This is a genomic window from Pseudodesulfovibrio pelocollis, assembly GCF_030282845.1.
Lineage (GTDB): Bacteria > Desulfobacterota > Desulfovibrionia > Desulfovibrionales > Desulfovibrionaceae > Pseudodesulfovibrio > Pseudodesulfovibrio pelocollis.
The window spans coordinates 1-19,007 of record NZ_JASTWE010000030.1 but is presented as its reverse complement, the minus strand read 5'-3'; the positions used below and the strand labels follow the sequence as shown (position 1 = coordinate 19,007).

The following is a 19,007-nucleotide window of genomic DNA, read 5'->3' as shown; positions in this document are numbered from 1 at the left end:
GCGGGTCGCGCTGATTGCGGTGATCGGGGTCAGGGGGCCATGCGGTCCAGAACGCGGAAGGTCACGGACGATGTCCGCCCCTGGCTGTCCGTGACCGAGGCGCGGTGCTCACCCGGGGCCATGGGCCAGAAGAGAACGGCCGGTTCGTGGCCTGAAAAAAGATTCTTTCCACCATCTGATTCGTCGTTTTTTTTGGTAATGTATTCGTATGACGATCCGTGCACGACGCCCAGGAAGCGGCCATCCACATACCACCACAGGGAGTCGCCCGGGTCGGCGGGCGCGGCCCGTAGCGCCACCTGCTGGTGGTGGGCCGGGGCGTCGTGGCGCAGGATATAGGGGGTGGCGGGCGAGGGCGAGAGGATGGCCGGCCCCAGGCCCTCGGGCACGTCCGGGCACAGGGGCGAGAGGGCGGGCAGGCCGGGCACGGGCTTGCCCTGGGCGGCCAGCCATGCGGCCAGCTCGGGCGGCACGGTCTGCACCTCTCTGGCCACGGCCCGGCCGCCGGGCACGGGCGCGGTCAGGCAGCTCCCTTCCAGGCGCAGGCCGGTGGCCGAATCCACCAGAACCCGGCGGTGCTCGGCGCAGCGGGGCAGGGCCAGGGTCGGCCCGGCCGGACTCTCGACGGTGGCCGGGCAATCCGTCCCGGCGGGCAGGCCGCTGGCTGCGCACAGGGTCACGCTGCGCAGAGCCGGGGCCTCGGGCAGCCGCAGATCGCGGCCCGGTTGGTCCAGGGCGCGCAGCACGTCGAAGAAGATCGGCCCGGCGTGGACCGCGCCCGAGATGCCCTTGACCGGCGTGCCGTCCGGATTGCCCACCCAGACGCCCACGGCCAGGGTCGGGCCAAAGCCCACGGCCCAGGCGTCGCGGTGGCCAAAGGAGGTGCCGGTCTTCCAGGCTGCGGCTGGCCGGTCACGGGTCAGCCGCCAGGAGTCGGGCATGTCGGGCCGCGTCACCTCGGTGAGCATGGTCGCTATCACCCGGGCCGCCTCGGGCGAGAACAGCTGTGCGCTCGGCCCAGACGCTGCTCCCGAGCCTGACGATTCGCTTGACCCGGCCTCGGGCATGGCCGGGGGCGTGACCCGCCAGGGGCGGTGCTCCCCGCCCTGGGCCAGGGTGGCGTAGACATTGGTCAGGTCCACAAGCCGCACCTCGCATGCGCCAAGGACCAGGGGCAGGCCGTAGCTTGTCGCCGGTCGGTCGATGGTCTCAAGCCCCCCTTGGCGCAACAGGGCGTGGAAGTCGCGCAGGCCGGTGCTGGCCAGCAGGCGCACGGCCGGGACGTTGAGGGATCGGGTCAGGGCCTCGGCCGTGGTCACCCGGCCCGAGAAGATTCCGGTGTAGTTCTCGGGCGCGTATCCGGCGTAGTCCACGGGCACATCCAGCAGCCGCGAGCCGGGCACAGCCAGGCCCCGGTCAAAGGCCAGGGCGTAGAGCAGGGGCTTGAGGGTGGAGCCGGGCGAGCGCGGGGCCAGCGCGTTGTTCACCTGCCCCTGGCGGCGGTCGTCGGCAAAGTCCGCCGACCCGGCCAGGGCCAGCACCTCGCGACTGGTCCGGTCCAGGACCACCACCGCGCCGTTGCCGATGCCAAGGTCGCGCAGCCGCTCCACATGGCGGGCCAGCAGCCGCTCCACGGTCCGCTGGCGGGCGAGGTCCAGGGAGGTGGCGATGACCGGCTCGGCCCCGAGCCGGGCGCGGGTCAGCAGGCAAAAATGCGGGGCGAGCATGGGCGATGGCCTGCGCTGGGCCACCATGGGCTGGCGCATGGCCCGGGCTGCTTCGTCCGCGTCCACGGCCTTGCGCTTGGCCAGCAGGGTCAGCACCTGGTCGCGCACAGTCATGGCCGCTTCGGGGTGGCGCGAGGGATCGTAGCGGTTGGGCGCACGGGGCAGCACGGCCAAGAGGGCGCATTCGCCCAGGGAGAGCCGGTCCGGCGGCTTGCCGAAATAGATGCGCGCGGCCGCGCCCACGCCCACGATGTTGCCGCCAAAGGGCGCGGTGTTGAGGTACGCTTCGAGCAGCTGTGTCTTGGAGCGGGTCAGGCCCAATTGCAGGGCGCGGAAGGATTCGATCAGTTTTCGGCGCAGGGTGCGCGGGCCGGGGTCGGCCATGCGTGCCAGCTGCATGGGGATGGTGGACGCGCCCGACACCACCCGGCCCGAGGCCGCGTTGGTCCAGGCGGCGCGGAGCACGGCCAGGGGGTTGACGCCGGGGTGGACGAAGAACCAGCGGTCCTCGGACTCCACCAGGGCCGTGACCAGGGCGGGCGAGACCTCTTCCAGGGTCACCGGGAACCGCCACTGGCCGTCGCTGGCCGGAAAGCGGCGCAGCTCGGTGCCGGAGCGGTCCAGCAGCCGGGTTCCCGAGGGCGCGTCGAGCCACCCGGCCGGGAGCGGAAAGAGCGCGTCCAGCACCAGGAAGGCCAATGGCGCGACCAGCATCAGGCCAGCCAATATCAGGGCCAGCCGTGCCCACGCCCGTTGAGGCCAGGGCAGCCGCACCGAGCGGGCCGCCTGCCCGAGCCGTCGCGCCAGTCCGATCATGCCGGGCTAGGGCTGTCTGGTCACGGCCATGCGGCTTGGCCCGTCCGAGGCCGTGATGTCCGGGTCGTACATGGCTTCTGCCTGGACCGGGGGCAGGGCAAAACTGCCCGGGGTCACGGCCCGCAGCTGGGTGTAGCCCGCATGCCAGCCCGGGCGGGGCAGGTCGGTGAAGAAGAGCACCCGGTCGTCGCGCAGGTCCTGGTGGCCGGACAGGGGCAGCTCGTCGTCACGGGCCAGGGGTGCGGTCTCGGTGGTCTCAAGGCGCGGGTTCTCCACCTCAAGGCCCGCCGGCAGCAGGCACTGGATGGCCACGTTCTCCACCCCGCCGTGCGGTGCGCGCACCTCTGTCTTCATGATCACCAGCGCGCCCTGGGCCAGGCTGGTCATGTCCACGGCCGCGCCTGTCCTGTCGAGGAAGGTGCGCCGAATCTCCAGGCCTTGGCTGACGGGCGCGAGGCTTTCGGGCAGGGGCACGCCCCGGGTGACCACGGACCAGTAGACAGTGGCGTTGTGCGCGCCGAGGTCCACTGTCAGGGGGGCGTCGGCCATGTCCGTGTCCAGGGTCACGCTGGCCGCATCGGCAAAGTCCGCGGTCCAGTCCCCGGCGTCGAGGCGGCCGGTCAGGGGCGCGGGGTCGATCCCGGCCAGGGTTCTGCCCAGGGCGGCGAAGGCGAGGCCGTTCTCCTGGGTGGTGCCCCAGTCCGGGGCGGTCATGCGCCGGGCCACGTCTGCGGCCAGTTCCGGCACCAGGGGGTCGCTGGGCGCGGCCTCGGCCAGGGCCAGGAGCATCAGGGCCGCGTCGCGCAGGCCCGAGCCCATGCCCCCGCCCGGCTGGCGTCCCTCGCCCGCCCGGGGCCGGGTCGCCAGCAGCCCGTTGAAGGAGTCCATGTCACCGGCCAGGGCATAGGCAGAGCCCAGCAGGGTGCGCGCCAGATCGGGCAGGGGGCCGGGCTTCCTGTCGCGCAGTTCGTCCATGGCCCCCCGGTCCGGGCGGCCTGCCAGGGCGAGGTTGTAGAGGGCCAGGGCGGCCATCGCGGGGTCGGCCGGGCGCGAGGCGGCCAGGCCGGTCATGCGCTCCAGGGCTCGGCTGGTCATGCCCGGCGATGCATAGCCCGCCCGGGCCGCCTCCACCAGGAACAGGGTGACGTACGCGCTCACCCAGCCAGAATCCTCGTTGCCGCCCGGCCACAGGGCGAATCCGCCGTTGTCCGTTTGCAGGGATTGCAGGCGCATGATGGCTGATTGGACCATGAAGGCCGGGCCGCGTTCGCCCGCCAGGGAGGGCGCGAACTCGCGGGCCAGATGGCCGAATCGGATCAGGGGCAGGGCCTGGGAGGCCACCTGCTCGGCGCAGCCGTAGGGGTAGGTCAGGAGGTTATCGAGCCTGCCCGCGAACCGGGCCAGGGGCAGCCCGCCCAGGGTCACCGAGCGGGTCGCGGTGCCGGGCACAAAGCCTTGGGCGGCCGGGACCAGCTCGCCCGACGGCGTGTCCAGCGCGCCAAAGGCCAGCTCGCGGCGCATGGGCGCGGCCGGGCGCACAGGCAGGTGGGTGACCACCCGGCGCGTTTCGATTGTGCCCGGCCCCGAGGCCGTGCCCGTTGCTGATGCCGTGCCAGTGGCCGTCACCGTGACCGTGCCGTCGCCGCCCGGGCCGGGCAGGGCCGAGACCGGCACGTACACGGTCTGCTCCTCGCCGTGCTTCAGGTCAAGGGTCAGCGGCTCGGCCGTGGTGGTCAGCGCGCCCGAGGCCGTGACGGTCAGGGTGATGGCGGCGCTGTCCGCGTCAAGATCGTTGCGCACGGTCACGGGCATTTCGATTTCGTCGTCCGGAGCCATGAAGCGCGGCAGGGTTGGGGTCACGGCCAGGGGCGAGCGCACACGGACCATGGCCCGGCCCGTGCCGAAGCGCTTACCGTCGAGGCCCACGGCCACCACGCGCAGCGCGCCCTGGAAGTCGGGCAGGGTCACGCGCCAGCGCACGGTGCTGTCCTCGCCCACGGGGAGAGGCCCGGACCAGAAGGCCACGGGCGTGATCCGGCGGATGGACTCGGTGCGCATGAATTGGCTCTCGGCCGCGAGGTCCATGCCGCCGCCTGCCGCGGCCGCGCCCAGAACCCGGGCCAGATCGGGATAGAGCATGGCAAAGGTGTCGTAGGTGGTCACGCCCAGGGCGCGGCGGGCGTGGAAGAAGCCGAAGGGGTCCGGGTCGCCCGCGCCAGAGAGCTGGAGGATGCCCTCGTCCACGGCCGCGATGGTCACCAGCGTGCCGGGCCGGACATCGCCCCGAAGGCGCACGGCCAGCTCAAGCTCGGCCTCGGGCCGAACCTCGGCCGGGGCGTCCACGGTCACGTCCAGCCGGTTGGCTCCGGTGTCCACCAGCAGGGGAATGGCCCCGAAGGCGCGGCCCACCGAGCCCTCGGCCACGTCCGACGCCTTGCGCACCAGCAGGGCCGTGACATGGACGTTGGGACCGTATGTCTCGCGCACCGGGATGACGACCTCGCCGGTGTTGCCCTCAAGCTCCACCACGCGCACGTCGTTGACAAAGCGGCCCTCCACGGCCACCAGCAGCCGACCCGGGAAGGGGGCGCGAATCTGGATCAGGGCGTTTTCCCCGGCCAGATAGTGGTCCTTGTCCGCCACCAGCTCCACCCGGGCCGGATTTTCCAGCGCCCAGGGCGAGTCGCCCCAGCCGCCGCAGAAGAAGGCGGCCACGGTCGATGCGCCCGAGGCGGCGGGGTCGGCCGGGGTCACGCGCACCCGGTAGCTGCCGTGGTCGGGCGGGGTGAAGGTCACGGAGCCCGGGCCGGTTCCGGCCGGGATGGTCTGCTCGGCCAGCAGCTCGGGGTCGTTGACCGACTCGTAGCGGTAGCTGCCCGAGGGGGTCAGGCGCACGGCCGTGCGCCAGCGGTCGCGATATAGCCGGGCCGAGAGGGGGCCGTGGGCTGTGGCCTCGCCGCCGGTGTCCACGGCCACGAAGTCGAAGGTGGCGGGCTTGCCCGGGTCGAGTCCCTTGCGCTCCATCTGGCGCAGGCCGAGGTAATAGGGGTGGGGGTGGACCACCACCCGCTTGCGGGCCGTGACCCCGCGCCCGCCCGCCTCGCTGACCCGGGCGAGGATGATCGCCTCAAGGGCGGCCGGCGGGGTGAGGGAGGACGGGATGGCCACGGCGAAATCGGCCCGGCCTGCCTCGTCGAGGGCGGCGTTTTCGGAGAATATCTCCTGGGGCGCAAAGGGAGCGTCCGGGTCGCCGAAGAGATAGTCCTCAAATCCCCGGGCCGTGAACGGGGCCGGGCGCAGCTGAACGCGCAGCGCGACAGGCAGGGCCGAGGCGGGCGGGCCGAAGAGATACTCGGCGCTCACTCCGGCCCGGATTTCCTGGCCCGGGGCAAAGGCGTCGGCCGGGGTGGTCACCGCCACCTTGATCCTGTCCGGCACGAACTCCTCCACCTTGAGGGGGGTCGAGCCGATGAGGGTGTCACCGGCCAGCAGCTCCAGGGCGTGGGTCCCGGTCAGGGCGTAGCCGGGCAAATCCAGGGCAAAGGGCACGGCCCCGGCCGGGCCGCTGTCCAGGCGCAGCTTGCGCACCTCGCGTCCGCGCGGGTCGCGCTGGACCAGGGACAGGGGCATGGAGGCGGGTATGGTCAGGTCGTCCCTGCGAATGACGGCCACGCCCTGGGCGGTCTCGCCCGGGCGGTACAGGTCGCGCTCGCCGTAGAGGTAGGCGCGCAGACCCGAGGAGGTGGCCTGTGCCCCGGCCACGTCCAGGCCCGTGGTGTCCACGGCCGCGCGCGCGAGCAGGAGAAAGGCGAAGTCGTCGTCGCGCTCGGCCAGGAGCATGAAGGGCGCGCCCGGTCCCCGGTCGGCTGTTCCGTCGTGGTCCGCCCTCCCCGGGTCTGCTGGCGGCAGGGCGATCCGCGCCGTGCCGCTGGCATCGGCCACGGCCGAACCGAGGCGCTGGTTTCGGTCGCTGATCAGGGTCAGTCGGGTGCCGGGCAGGGGAGCCAGGCTGGTGTTTGACACCGCCCAGACCAGGAAGCCCTCGGCCCCTCGCTTGGCGGTCAGGCCGATGTCGGTCAGGGCGAGCCAGCGCTGGACCCCGGACTGGCCCGGGATGGACGCGCTGAGCCGGAACAGGCCGCGCTCGCCCGCGCGGATGGCGTCGAGCCGCACCGGCAGGCGCACCAGGACGTTGCGCCCTCCCTCGACGCCCAGGGTGGTCTCGAATATCCGTCCGCCCAGGGTGTCGGGCACCCCGCCATAGTCCCAGGTGTCCTCGAAGAGGCGGCTGCCGTAGTCGCCGAGCATGGAGAAGAGGTTGTTGGGGTAGACCCGGTCCACGCGCAGTTCAACCCGATCCGCATTGACCACGGACAGCGCAAGCCCGGCCTTGCGGCCCGGGGGCAGGAACAGGCCGGTGCCCACGAAATCAACCGACGGAGTCACGTCCGGCACGGTCAGGGAGGCGGTTTCGTCCGCCTTCAGGATCGCGCCGTCGGCGGCGGTCAGGCCCTGGCGCAGGGTCACGGTGTAGCGCGTGCCGGGGGCGAGCCCGCCCGAGAGGAGCAGGGCCGCGCCGTCGGCGGACAGGGAGTGGTCCGCCGATGGCTGGATGGAGACAAAGGGGGCGGCACGGCGCGCGTCCATGGGCGTGGAAAAGGTCAGCCGGATGCCCGAGCCAGTGGCCGAGGACCATGCGTCGGCCCCGCGATAGGCCAGGACCGGGTCCAGACGCACCGGGATGGAGGCCGTGGCGTCGCGGCTTAGGGACAGGGCCGAGCCCGCCTTTTTCAGGGCGCGCGACACGGTCAGGACATAGGTGCTGCCCTCGGGGGTCTTGATCACCGGGTCCGAGCGCAGCTCCATGTAGCGCGAGGTCCACGAGGTCATGGCCCGAAGCGGGACCTCGCTGCCGTCCGCCTCGTTGACGAGCCGGGCATGGGTCAGGATGTTCTCGGGCGAAACCGGCCCGGTGAATTCGAGGACGGCCGCGATCACCGCGCTGGCCGGGGCGTCGCCCGCCTGCTCGGACAGGGAGATGGCCGAGAGGGCAAAGGAACCGGTGCCCACGATGAAGGTGTGCTCGCCAGTCAGGTTCAGTGCCGGGCGCATCTCCACGGTGTATTCCGCCTCCTCAGGCATGGGAGCGCGGGTCTCGAAGCGGAGCAGGTAGGGATTGGCCCAGCGCCACCGGCCATCCAGGGCCGGGAGGATGGTGGCCGCCTCGTCGGCCGGGATGGAAGCGGTGTCGGCCGGGCCGGTCAGGGCCACCTCGATGGCGGTTCGGTCCGGGCTGACGCGCACCTCGCCGACCGTGATGCCGTCGTCGGGCAGGGACGGGGACCGGGCAATCCAGACCGCCTGGACAGCCACGATCAGGGCGAGGACGATGATGATGCGGGTTTTCAGCTTGGTGGCGTTCATGGGACTCCCTCCGGCTCGGCGTTGCGGCAGGGCGCGGCCCGCCCTGTTTCCACGAAGTACCACAGCCGGATGGCCCGCGCCAGCGGTGAGAGCGTTTCGGCGTCTGAACCAAAGGTGCCGGGAGTGCCCCTCGGAAGCAAACATGGGGCCGGAACATCGCGTTCCGGCCCCTGTTGGCTGGTATCGGGCCAGGGTGTCAGCGGCGCTCGGACATGCGCTCCCAGTCTTCCACTTCCTCGCCCTCGGGCACTTCCTCCCAGCCGGAGAACATGGCCGCGATGTGCGCGGTCACGGTGTGTCCGGTGGTGGTCATGTACACGTGGACGATGAGGAAGATGAGGATGGCGAACCCGCCGATGAGATGGACCAGGGCCAGCACCTTGAGGCTGAGGAACCCGTCCAGCCCCCAGGCGGGCCAGTCGTTGTAGCTCCAGTAGAGCAGCCCGGTGGCCATCTGCACCGGCAGAAGCACGGCTGTCAGGCCCAGGTAGGTCAGCCGCTGCATGGGATTGTGCTTGGCCACGCGGCTCTTGCGCACCGGGTGCGGCTCGCCCCGGAAGATGCCCGAGGCGTAGTAGCGGACCACCTCCAGGAGTTTCCTGGTGGTGGGGATGTACTGCTTGTATTCGCCGGTGACAAAGAGCCAGAAGACGATGAACACGAACAGGATCAGCCAGGTCAGGCCGATGGTGTTGTGCAGGTCCACCGCGGCCATGAAGCCGAGCCAGGCGAAGCTGCCGTGGACCTCGAACCCCGTGACCAGCAGCAGGATGATCAGCGCCGACTGGACCCAGTGCCAGAAGCGCTCGAACTTGGAATACAGGTATATCTTGACCAGGGGCTGGTGTGTCATGGCTATTCCTCCTTCCTTCTCAGGCCGGAGACGAAGCGCATCAGGCCGTGGATGATGACGGCCACCATGGCCCCGGTCACGCCGACCCAGCCTGCCGCGTCCACCATGGCGAAGGTGTCGCGGCCGGGCATGTAGACCTCGGTGATCCCGGCCAGCCGGCTCTGGCGCGAGTGGCACGCCTCGCAGGGCAGAGCCTCGTTCTTGGGAGCCACCATGTGGGTGGTGGGGAAGACGTAGGTGGTCTCGACAAAGCCGTACTCGCCACTGTAGGGTTGCCCGGCCTTTTCCATGCCCACCTCGATGGCCCGGTTCCAGTCGTATCCCTTCCAGTAGGCGGTGTCGTCGTCCTTGTTGAAGGGGAACAGGTGCGGGATGACCATGACCTTGTTGACCTTGTCGTAGGGGGCCATGGCCCGGTGCACCTTGAAGGGCATGATGCGCGAGTTCGGGTCGTCGGCCGAGCCCTGGGGCCTGTTCAGCCAGACCTCGGCCGTGGGGTCGATGGGGTCGGCCACGGTGACGTGGTCCAGGGTTCCGTCGAACCAGTAGTATTCCGGAACCACGTTCTTCTCCCAGCGGAATTCGCCCTTCTTCCTGTCGAAGACGGACTTGCCGTCCGGGCCCATGACCACTTCCTTGCCGTCCATGAGTTGCCCGGCCTTGGACCAGTCCCACCACATCTTGGTGGACTGGGCGCGGGCGAACTCGGGAATGTGGCAGGCCTGGCAGGAGACCGTGTCCGTGTGGTCGTTGATCTTGTCGGACATGCCGCCGCTCTGGTGCGGCTCGGTGCCGTGGCAGGACTCGCACAGGATCTTGTCGCCCAGGTCGTCCTGGAGCAGGCTCTTGCGCTCGGCCGCGGCCGGGGTCTCGTAGATGCGCCCGGCAATGTGGTGGCTGTGCGTGGTGTGGCAGCGCACGCAGGTGAAGTCCTGGCCGCCGGATTCGCGCGTGCCCATGTGGACGTCCAGGGTCTTGGGCGGTCGGCCCATGGTGGAGTCCAGGTCGCCGTGCTTCACCGCGTCGCCGCCGCCGCCGTAGAAGTGGCAGGTGCCGCAGTTCATGCGCGAGGGGCGGGCCACGCTCTGGGCCACCCGGGACCAGTCAGGGGCGAAATAGGATTTGCTCTCGCCCGGAAAGGGAACACCCTTCTGGGTGCCCGGATTGGCCGGGTCCTCCACATAGGGGGCGGGATAGCCCGCGCCGGAAGGAAACTTGCGGTAGGTGCCTGTCTGCTCGTGGCAGACCAGACAGTCCACCTTGTCCTGGGCCGTGAAGTCGAAGGTGTCGTCCTTCCATCCGTATCCTGCGTGACATGAGGTGCAACGAGCCTCGTTGCTGATGATGTTGATTCAGAAGTTGTTGACCGAGAGCGCCCCCTTGCCGAAATTCTCGGGCTGGCCCTCGGTGTCGCGCCAGGTCCAGTGGATGGACTGGTGAAACTGGAGCGCCGCGAGATTGTGGCAACCAAGGCAGGTCCGGGTCACTTCCTCGGGTTGCATGGTTTTCTGCTTTTCCGCGTCGAAGTGCAGCACCTCGAACCTGCCGTGGTCGGCGGTGGTGCTGCGCACCTCGGGCTTGGCCCGGGTGGCCTGGATGGCCAGGGCACGGCCCGGGGCCGTGTCCTCGGTCGAACCCGGGGTCGAACCCGGGGTCAAGCCCGGGGCCGGGGCCGCGTCAGCCGGGGCAGGCAGGGCGCACGGCAGCGCCCAGGCAAGGGTCAGGAGAAGCACTCCCCAGACAGTGTTGCGCATGGGTCCTCCTTGCTGGCTGTCCCCGCCTGGGCGGGGGGTTGAGTCAGTTCCATGGTTACTCATATATTCAACAAAGAGCAACGCTCCTGGAGAGAGAATCATCCGGCACGGCACGGCACGGCCCGAACCGGGCGGCGGTCGCAGCGTTTCTGGAACTTCTCCTTGACATTTCAGTCAGATCGCTGGAATCGTGAAAAGAAGAACACGAATTCGACAATCAGGTGACGCCCGGCTGATCTGCCGGGAGAAGGGTGTTTCATGCTGCCTCGGGTGCCCCGCATCTTCTTCGACCCCTCGGACCACCGGCTGTTGGCCGTGGTCAACGACGTGCTCGATCCGGCCCGGCGGCAGGGCCGCGACGTCAAGACGCTGCTCGAGCCCTTTCTGCATCCCAACGGCATCAAGGCCCTGGCCTCCACCGCCAACCTGCGCATCGCCTACGCCGTGGCCAGCCTGCTCGGCTCCCTGGAAACCGGTCTGGCCAGCGAGCGGCTCCAGGCCCTGCGCTCCCTGCGCGACGAGGTGCTGACAGCGCCCACCGGATTCATGCGGCGCAACACGGCCCGGGTGCTCCTACAGATCATGAAGGAGCTGGTGCGCGCCCCGCGCGGCAGCCTGGAGCAGCTCAGGCTGGCGCACGAATTCCGCGTGGCGGCCACGGGCAGGCCGCGCATGATCAGGGCGCAGCTGGCCAAGTACCACCTGATGGAGATGCCAGAGGCGTGGAACCAGATCACCTTTGACGACCGGGTCCACGACGCCAACACCAAGGGCCGCAAGTCGCCCACCCACCTGATCATGGACGCCTGGATCAAGGGCATCCGGCGGCTGACCGTGGTCTACTACAACTTCGTGCGGCCCGATGTGGCCCGGGAGCTGCTTGAGGCGGCGAGGATCATGGACGTGGAGGTCCATGTGGGCGTGGAGATGGCCGCCCGGCACCGCGAGCGGTTCGTGAACGTCATCTGGGAGCCCAAGGGGTTTACCGAGCAGGGCGAATACCTGCGTTTTCTGGAGTCCGAGCCAGTGCGCGACTTCATGGCCCTGGGTCGCGAGGCGTCGCGCTTCAGGCGCAAGTATGTGTATGCCGTGCTTGAGGCCTTCAACGACCAGCACCGCGCGTCCATCCTGCGCGAATTCGGGCTGGACCTGCCCCGGCTGGAGCGCGGGGATTTCGAGTCCTTCGTGGGCTCGGGCCAGCCCTCGCTGCTCCACCTCGGCGGCTTCATCCACAGGACCGCACTGCCCCTGATGCGCGAGCGGGCCGAGGCCCTGCGCGCCGAGTACGCCGCCACAGACGACCTCGATGCCCGGCGCGACATCGAGATGCAGGTGGACACCCTGGACGCCCTGGACGCCGACACCTTTGTGCAGCGCTACCTGCTGCCCGGCGACAATCCCGGGCTGCCCAACCCCACGGCCCCCTCGGCCGATGATCCCGAATTGCTGACCCTCTCCCCGCTGGAGTTGATGCACCGGCTTCGCGGTCTGCACTCGGTCAACCGGTTCATACTCAACACCGTGGACCTGACCCAGGCCGATGTCATCGAACTGCTCTACGACGCCAAAGGCCTGATCAACCACCTCGAGCTCTTCAGCCTGCGCGACGTGGCCGACAACCGCTTCCGCGACGGCGAGGACCTGGGCGAGCTGCGCGAGGCCCTCAATCGGGGCGACGTGGTGGCCCTCAAGCACATACTCCTGGACAACATCGACCAGCTCTGCCTGGGCGACATGGACTGCGCCGAGAGCGACGAGGCGGTCAAGCTGCGCGAGATACTGGCGGACATCAACACCCTGGCCGGACTGTATCGCCACAATCCGCTGCACACATGCATCGGCAGCGGCTCCACCGGCCACAGCTCGCGCAGCTTCGGCATGGGCTTTGCCGTACTCGAAACCCTGCCGCCGCGCGCCGCGCACATGGCCCGCGGGGGATCGCGTCGAGGGTGGGGCCAGGGCCGGGGCGTGTGTCTGCCCATCGCCACCACGGTGCGCGAGCGCCACACCTATTCGCCGGTGGAGGCTGTGACGCCCCTTGGTCGCAGGGTCCGGGCGGTGCTGGACCGCGTGCCCGTGCTGCGCCGCCTGGGCCGCGCCCGCGAGGTGGACTATATCTCGGAGCGCACGCGCATCACCCCGGGCCGCTGCGGCAACATCGCCATGCTCGGCGGGCTGACCGAGACCAGCAACGGCCTGTCCCTAGCCGAACCCGATGCCCGGGACCGGGCGGAACGGCTCACGCCCTTCTACCTGAACACCACCCTGCGCAACTGGCTCAAGGTGTTCATCGGGTTCGTTCCGGCCTTCCTGACATTTTCCCTGAGCAAGGACTGGTGGCTGCTCGCCTACTTCGGGGCCTTCATCTGGCTGGGCATCACGGCCGGGCGCAACGTGGTCCAGTCCGTGCTGGGCGGCGGCGGGGTGGGCAGCCTGTCGCTCCTGCGCTGGCACCAGTACGTCAACTGGAGCCGCATCGCCGACTCCCTCATGTTCACCGGTTTTTCCGTGCCCCTGCTCGACTGGCTGTGCAAGGGCGTGCTCCTCGACGCGGGCCTGGGCATCACCACCGCCACCAACCCGGTGCTGCTCTACGCGGTCATGGGTCTGACCAACGGCCTGTACATCTTCAGCCACAACATGTTCCGGGGGTTGCCCCGTGAGGCGGCCTTCTGGAATCTCTTCCGCAGCGCGCTGTCCATCCCCCTGGCCGTGGCCTTCAACTGGGTGGCCGGGCTGGCCCTGGCGGCCGGGGGCGTGGCTGCGGTCGATCCGGTGCTCCAGCAGTGGGCGGCCGTCATCTCCAAGCTCGCCTCGGACTGCGTGGCAGGCGGCATCGAGGGGCTGGCCGACCGGGGGGCCAACGTGCGCCTGCGGCTGTGGGACTACCGGGGCAAGATCGCCCAGGTTTTGTCCGTGTACGCCCGGCTCGACTGCCTCTTCCCGGAGCGCGACACCCTGCGCATGATGGCCGACCCCGATACCATGGTCCGCGAGGTGCGCCAGTTGAAGGAGCGGGGCGTGATCGTGGACGAACTGGACAAGGCGGTGATGCTCAACGCCCTGGACCTGCTCACCTTCTGGATGTACCAGCCGCGCGCGGCCACGGCCCTGGCCGCCCTGCTGCGCGAGATGAAGCCCGAGGAGCGGCGCATCTTCTTCATGTCCCAGCTGGTGCTCATGCGCGAGCGCGACGTGTCCCAGCTCTTCGTGGACGGCGTGGTGGGCCGGAACTTCTCGCGCGCCCTGTCCTTCTACCTCGTGCGCTACCCCGGCTACCTCCGGGCGCTCGACCGCATGCTCCTGCGCCTTGGCACCCCGGGCCACAACAGCCACGGCGGCGCGGGCCGGGCGGCAGAGGACCTGGGCTGACCCTGGACCCGCCCGGACACCTGGGCACGCCTGGGCCATGTCGTTTCCTGAGGGACAATCGATAGCCCATCGTCTTTCAAGAGTGCCAATAAATTCAATGGTTATCTGTTTCGTTGCTGATTGGTGCAGGGAGCGTCGCTAGCCCCCGGAGCTTTTGGCGGCAAGCGGCTGCGGGTTGACGATGGCGCGGCGGAACAGGGCAAAGGCTTCAAGCGCGGCCTGGCCCAGGCGGGTCATGTCGTTCGCCAGCATGGCCTGCATGACCAAGCCCTGGATGGAGCCGATGAACAGGGACGCGGCAGAGGGCGGCGATACCTCGGCCGACACTTCGCCCAAGGCAAGTCCCTGCTCGATGAGGGCCTCAAGCCGCTGCCGGTAGCCATCGAGCATGGCCTGCACCACCTCCACCACCGGGGAATGCCCGGCCCGCTGCATCTCGCTGAAGACCAGCCGGGGCACGCCCGGATTCTCCATGGCAAAGGCCGCATGGGTCAGGAACACGGATTCAAGGGCGGCCAGGGGGCCGGTCGCGGCCGCAGCGGCGCGGTCCACCCGCTCCATCAGATGGGCCGCCACCCAGTCAACCGTGGCCAGCCAGATGGCCTCCTTGGTGGGAAAGTGGCGAAACACCGCGCTCTGGCTCAGGCCCATGCGCTCGGCGATGATGGCCGTGCTGATGGATGCCGGGTCCATGATGGCGGCCAGCTCCAGTACGGTGCGTACGGTCATGGCCCGGCGCTCGTCGGCACTCAGGTATCGCGGCGTGCTCACGGCTGTTTGTCCCGGCTTTGCTCACAAAGTGATTGCCAACTCACATTGCTTTTGTCATACAGAATTGGCATGGCTTCGATCTCCATGGCCAGTTGGCCGTTTTGACGGCAGCCGGACCAGGGGTGCCGGAATCGGTTGTTATAATTTCGCGAGAGTGTTTCCATTGCCCCGGTTTGGTGGTATCGTTGCCACAAATTTGTATGCTCCGGCGGCGGGGGGTGGCCCCGGAGCGTACCCATGGTGGAGGCTCTCTTCGGACGATGGGCGACAATAGCGCATTGTCCCATGAAGGAAAAGGAGGGAAGGAATGTTGTTCAAGAAAGGCGACCCCGGCGGCCCGGGATGGCTCTACGCGCTGCTGCCCGCTCTGGGCGGCGTGGTTCTGACCGTGGGGGTGGCCCTGGCCATGCACACCACGGATCAGGCCTCGTTTTGCGGCAGTTGCCATTCCATGTCAGAGGCGGCCCTGACGCACCAGCAGTCGGTTCACGCCAAGCTGGCCTGCAACGAGTGTCACGCCCCGTACAATCTGGTGGCCAAGATACCGTTCAAGACCAAGGAAGGGATGCGGGACATGTATGTGACGGCCACGAGCACGATCCCCGATCTCATCCACCCCGGTGGCGAGACCAAGGACGTGACCCAGGCCAACTGCCTGCGCTGCCACTCGGAGACCACCTCCACGGTGGTCATGCAGAGCAAGCAGTACTGCACCGACTGCCACCGCAGCGTGCCCCACATGCCGAAAATCCCCGTAGCCAAAAGGAGCGCCGCCGATGCGTAGAACCATACCCGTTTTCGCCCTGCTGGCCGCCCTGTGCGCGCTGGCACTGATCGCGTGTTCGGAGGTGTCCGAACCGCAGACCCCGGTCTTCAAGACCGACCTGCCCGAAACCGAAATCAAGAACTCCAAGTTCAAGCCGGACTTTCCGCTGCACTACGAGACCTACCTGCGCAACAACGAGACCGAGATCATGACCGAGTACGGCGGGTCCGTGGCCTACAACAAGAACGACGGCGTCAACCCGCTGCCCGAGGGCTACAAGTACGCCCAGCCGTACCTGAAGAACCTCTGGCTGGGCTATCCCTTCAGCTACGAATACCGCGCGGCGCGGGGCCACACCTACGCCATGAAGGACATCCTGCACATCGACCGGCTCGACCGCTACAATGAGAAGGCCGGGCTGCCCGCCACCTGCTGGAACTGCAAGACGCCCAAGATGAACGAGTGGGTCGCCGAGTACGGCGACGACTTCTGGGCCAAGGATTTCAACGAATTCCGCGAGCAGGTGGACCTGGACGACGACACCATCGGCTGCGCCAACTGCCACAACCCGACCAACATGGAGCTGCGCCTCTACTCCGAGCCCCTCAAGGTCTATCTGGCGGGCCAAGGCAAGGAGTTCAAGGATCTGCCGCGCAACGACCAGCGCGCCCTGGTCTGCGGCCAGTGCCATGTGGAATACTACTTCACCGATGTGGGCATGGGCGCGGCCAAGAAGCCCGTGTTCCCCTGGACCGAAGGGTTGGACCCCGAGGAGATATACACCTACTACAAGTCCCACGGCATCACCACCACGCCCGGCTTTGAGGGGCATTTCGTGGACTGGGTCCATCCCGTTTCCAAGACACCCATGCTCAAGGCCCAGCATCCCGAGTACGAGTTCTGGTTCAACGGCGTGCATGGCGCGGCCGGGGTGAGCTGCTCCGACTGCCACATGAGCTACACCCGCCTGGACGGCAAGAAGAAGATCTCCAACCACCACTGGAACTCGCCGCTGAAGGACCCGGACATGAAGGCCTGCCGCCAGTGCCACACCGACAAGACCCCGGAATACCTGCGCGAACGGGTGCTCTACACCCAGCACAAGGTATGGGACCAGCTGCTCATCGCCCAGGATGTCTCGGTCAAGGCGCACGAGGCCATCCGCATGGCCGCCGAGTTCGAGGGCGACAAGCCCGCCGATTACGACCAGCTGATGATCGACGCCCGCGAGATGTGCCGCAAGGGCCAGTTCTTCTGGGACATGGTCTCGGCCGAGAACAGCGTGGGCTTCCACAACCCGGCCAAGGCCCTCGACACCCTGGCCCGGTCGCAGCAGTACAGCCAGAAGGCCGTGGACACCGCCATCAAGGCCGCGTCCTTCACCACGGCCGAGGCCCTGTCCGGCGATATCAAGGAGTTGGTGCCGCCCATCCTGGAGCACACCCGCAAGCTGCAGCAGAGCCAGGAACACATGGACAGCCACGCCTGGTTCAAGTACCTCCCGCTGCTGCCCGAGAAGGAGCTGATGTGGGATGAGAACAAGCGGCTCATTCCGCCTCCATCGGGAAGCTGACGGCAACTGACCGTTGATTGAAAGGATCGGGATTCCGGCATCATGCTGGAGTCCCGATTTTCTTTTGCGAGCTGTAGGCGGGCGGTGTCAGTCTCTGGCGCGGGGAAGGGCGATGGCCCGGTTCAGGTCGTCCAGCAGGGCGTCGAGGTCCAGGCCGTGGGCCACGGCCACGGCCCCGATGGTCTCGAAGAGGGCGGAGCAGAGCAGGCAGACCCCGGCCTGCTCGTCGCGGGAGCGGAACACGGCCTCGGTGGCCGGGTGGGCGTGGACCGTGTCCAGCAGGGTCATGGACGCAGTGATCGCGGGCCGGGTCGCGGTCATTGGCCGGTCCCGTTCATGGCCTGTTTCAGGGCCTGGGGGATGTGGACGACGATTTCGGCGATGCGCGAGCCCGGGTTGGGGCAGGCCAACTGCCCGGCCAGCCGGTTGGCCCTGGCCGCCAGATGCGCGGCCTTGGCCACGGACAAGCCGCCTTCAACCAGGGCGGCGGCGATCCCGGCCACGGTGTCGCCGGTGCCGCCCATGGCCTCCAGGGCCTCCTCGCACGGGCTGTCCACGGTGTGCAGCACGCCGCCCGCGTCGGCCACGTGATCGACGCTTCCCTTGACCAGCAGGCAGCGGGCCGCGTTGCCCCCGCCGTAGGCGCGCCGGATGAGGTCGGGCACGTTGTTGTCATCGTGCAGGATGAAGCCCCGGGTGTAGAAGGGATGCGGCGCGGTCTCGTCGGCCAGGAAGGCCAGCTCCCCGGCGTCCGGGGTGAACAGGTCGTAGGCCGAGGCCTGCCCGCTCATCTTGGCCGCGTACATGAAGCCCGCGTCCGCGATGAGCCGGGGCCGGGCGGCCATGGTCTCCACGGCGAAGAGGACCTTGTCGTGCCACATGACGTCGGGCATCAGGTAGTGGAAGACCAGGGTGGCGATGTCGCGGCCGGGCAGGGTGTCGGTCAGGTGGGCGTACAGGGCTCGGCTGCCGTGGCCCAGCCCCTGGTCGCCCACCAGAAAGGCGTGGGGTGCGGGCAGGCCCAGGGTGGCGCTGGCCGCGCAGGCCGCTGCCAGCAGGGCCGGGGTGCCCCGGTCCGTGGGGATGCGTCGGCCGGCCACCATCAGGGCAGCGCCCTCAAGGAGCGCCTCGCCCTCGACGATGGGCAGGTCCGGGTCCGGCACCGTGCCTACGATGGCGAGCATAGCCGCTTCATCTCCTCGAAGGCCAACCCCAGGGCGTAGCCGCACAGGGTGTGGCCCGTGTCGCGCGGGGAGGGGGCCTCGTCCAGCCGCTGCCCGATGAGCCGGGCGGCCAGCCAGGGCACGTCCGGGCAGCCGCCGCCCGAGACATTGACGATGACGCCGGTGCGCTTGTCCACGGTGACTTTCATGTTGGCGGCCCGGACCATGAGATGGTCGCCGAAGTCCTTGACGTGGTAGAGGTCCACCGGGGTCAGCAGCGGCCCGGTCACCGGGATGGCGTCCAGCGGCGGCACCCTGGCCTCGTCGAGGTGCCGCAGGATGTTCAGCCCCTCGATGAGGGGGTATTCCACGGCCAGGTCGCAGCCGGTGCGCACCTCGGGCGGCGGCCCCTTGACCGCCACCTCGAAGCCTGCGGCGCGCAAGACCTTCTCGGCCCGGATGACCTCGCTGGTGTTCTCGAAGAGCAAAAGCCCCCGGTCCGCCCTGGACGGGGTCGGACCGGAGGTCTTGTTGCGCAGAAAGTCGAGAAAACCCACTATGATCCCTTGCTGATGCGTATCCTGTATTCTCCCCCGTCTTCGGTCACGCTGTCAAGGCTCCACCCCTTGGCCTGGACCGCGCGGCAGACGTTTTCCTTGGACGCCTCGGTGTCCACCAGGATTTCGAGGCTGCCCCCGCTCATGGCTGCGATGGCATTGAGGGTCTCCAGAACCGGCTGGGGGCATGACAGCCCGCGTGCGTCGACTATGTTGCTCATGTTCATTTCT

Annotated in this window: 12 protein-coding genes; 3 read left to right on the top strand and 9 right to left on the bottom strand. The window is 68.8% G+C overall.

What is annotated here, in order from left to right; genetic code table 11:
- Positions 1-29: 29 nt before the first annotated feature.
- From pbpC to QQS14_RS11140, 4 genes are all read right to left on the bottom strand, one after another.
- Positions 30-2,543 carry a penicillin-binding protein 1C gene (pbpC, locus tag QQS14_RS11155; protein ID WP_285907075.1) on the bottom strand — a complete coding sequence of 838 codons (2,514 nt, stop codon included), beginning with the start codon at positions 2,541-2,543 and terminating at the stop codon, positions 30-32.
- Positions 2,544-2,549: 6 nt separating this feature from the next.
- On the bottom strand, positions 2,550-7,967 hold the full coding sequence (locus QQS14_RS11150; RefSeq protein WP_285907074.1) for an alpha-2-macroglobulin family protein: 5,418 nt from the start codon (positions 7,965-7,967) through the stop codon (positions 2,550-2,552).
- Positions 7,968-8,163: 196 nt separating this feature from the next.
- Positions 8,164-8,820 (bottom strand): cytochrome b/b6 domain-containing protein, encoded by a 657-nt coding sequence (locus QQS14_RS11145; RefSeq protein ID WP_285907073.1) that lies wholly within the window; start codon positions 8,818-8,820, stop codon positions 8,164-8,166.
- Positions 8,821-8,822: 2 nt separating this feature from the next.
- Positions 8,823-10,574, bottom strand: a complete 1,752-nt coding sequence (locus tag QQS14_RS11140; RefSeq protein ID WP_345782798.1) for a tetrathionate reductase family octaheme c-type cytochrome — start codon at positions 10,572-10,574, stop codon at positions 8,823-8,825.
- A 258-nt stretch (positions 10,575-10,832) separates the two neighbouring features.
- Between QQS14_RS11140 and QQS14_RS11130 the strand changes: the two genes are divergently transcribed.
- Positions 10,833-13,946, top strand: a complete 3,114-nt coding sequence (locus QQS14_RS11130; RefSeq protein WP_285907071.1) for a hypothetical protein — start codon at positions 10,833-10,835, stop codon at positions 13,944-13,946.
- A gap of 138 nt (positions 13,947-14,084) precedes the next feature.
- Here QQS14_RS11130 and QQS14_RS11125 read toward each other — a convergent pair whose 3' ends face one another.
- Positions 14,085-14,717: a TetR/AcrR family transcriptional regulator gene (locus QQS14_RS11125; protein WP_285907070.1), complete on the bottom strand. Its 633-nt coding sequence runs from the start codon at positions 14,715-14,717 to the stop codon at positions 14,085-14,087.
- Positions 14,718-15,024: 307 nt separating this feature from the next.
- Here QQS14_RS11125 and QQS14_RS11120 point away from each other — a divergent pair, with 307 nt between their 5' ends.
- Together QQS14_RS11120 and QQS14_RS11115 are read left to right on the top strand one after the other, a co-directional pair.
- Positions 15,025-15,501 (top strand): cytochrome c3 family protein, encoded by a 477-nt coding sequence (locus tag QQS14_RS11120; RefSeq protein ID WP_285907069.1) that lies wholly within the window; start codon positions 15,025-15,027, stop codon positions 15,499-15,501.
- Positions 15,494-17,056: an ammonia-forming cytochrome c nitrite reductase subunit c552 gene (locus QQS14_RS11115; protein WP_285907068.1), complete on the top strand. Its 1,563-nt coding sequence runs from the start codon at positions 15,494-15,496 to the stop codon at positions 17,054-17,056. Before QQS14_RS11120 ends, QQS14_RS11115 begins: the two co-directional genes overlap by 8 nt.
- A gap of 87 nt (positions 17,057-17,143) precedes the next feature.
- Here QQS14_RS11115 and QQS14_RS11110 read toward each other — a convergent pair whose 3' ends face one another.
- From QQS14_RS11110 to QQS14_RS11095, 4 genes are all read right to left on the bottom strand, one after another.
- Positions 17,144-17,377 (bottom strand): hypothetical protein, encoded by a 234-nt coding sequence (locus QQS14_RS11110; RefSeq protein WP_285907067.1) that lies wholly within the window; start codon positions 17,375-17,377, stop codon positions 17,144-17,146.
- A complete protein-coding gene (locus tag QQS14_RS11105; protein WP_285907066.1) occupies positions 17,374-18,240 on the bottom strand; it encodes an NAD(P)H-hydrate dehydratase in 867 nt (288 codons plus the stop codon). The genes QQS14_RS11110 and QQS14_RS11105 overlap by 4 nt, the downstream gene beginning before the upstream one ends.
- Positions 18,225-18,776: a putative Se/S carrier protein gene (locus QQS14_RS11100; RefSeq protein ID WP_285907065.1), complete on the bottom strand. Its 552-nt coding sequence runs from the start codon at positions 18,774-18,776 to the stop codon at positions 18,225-18,227. The genes QQS14_RS11105 and QQS14_RS11100 overlap by 16 nt, the downstream gene beginning before the upstream one ends.
- The coding region (locus QQS14_RS11095; RefSeq protein WP_285907064.1) for a sulfurtransferase TusA family protein at positions 18,776-19,007 on the bottom strand (232 nt) is incomplete at its 5' end. The genes QQS14_RS11095 and QQS14_RS11100, both read right to left, overlap by 1 nt.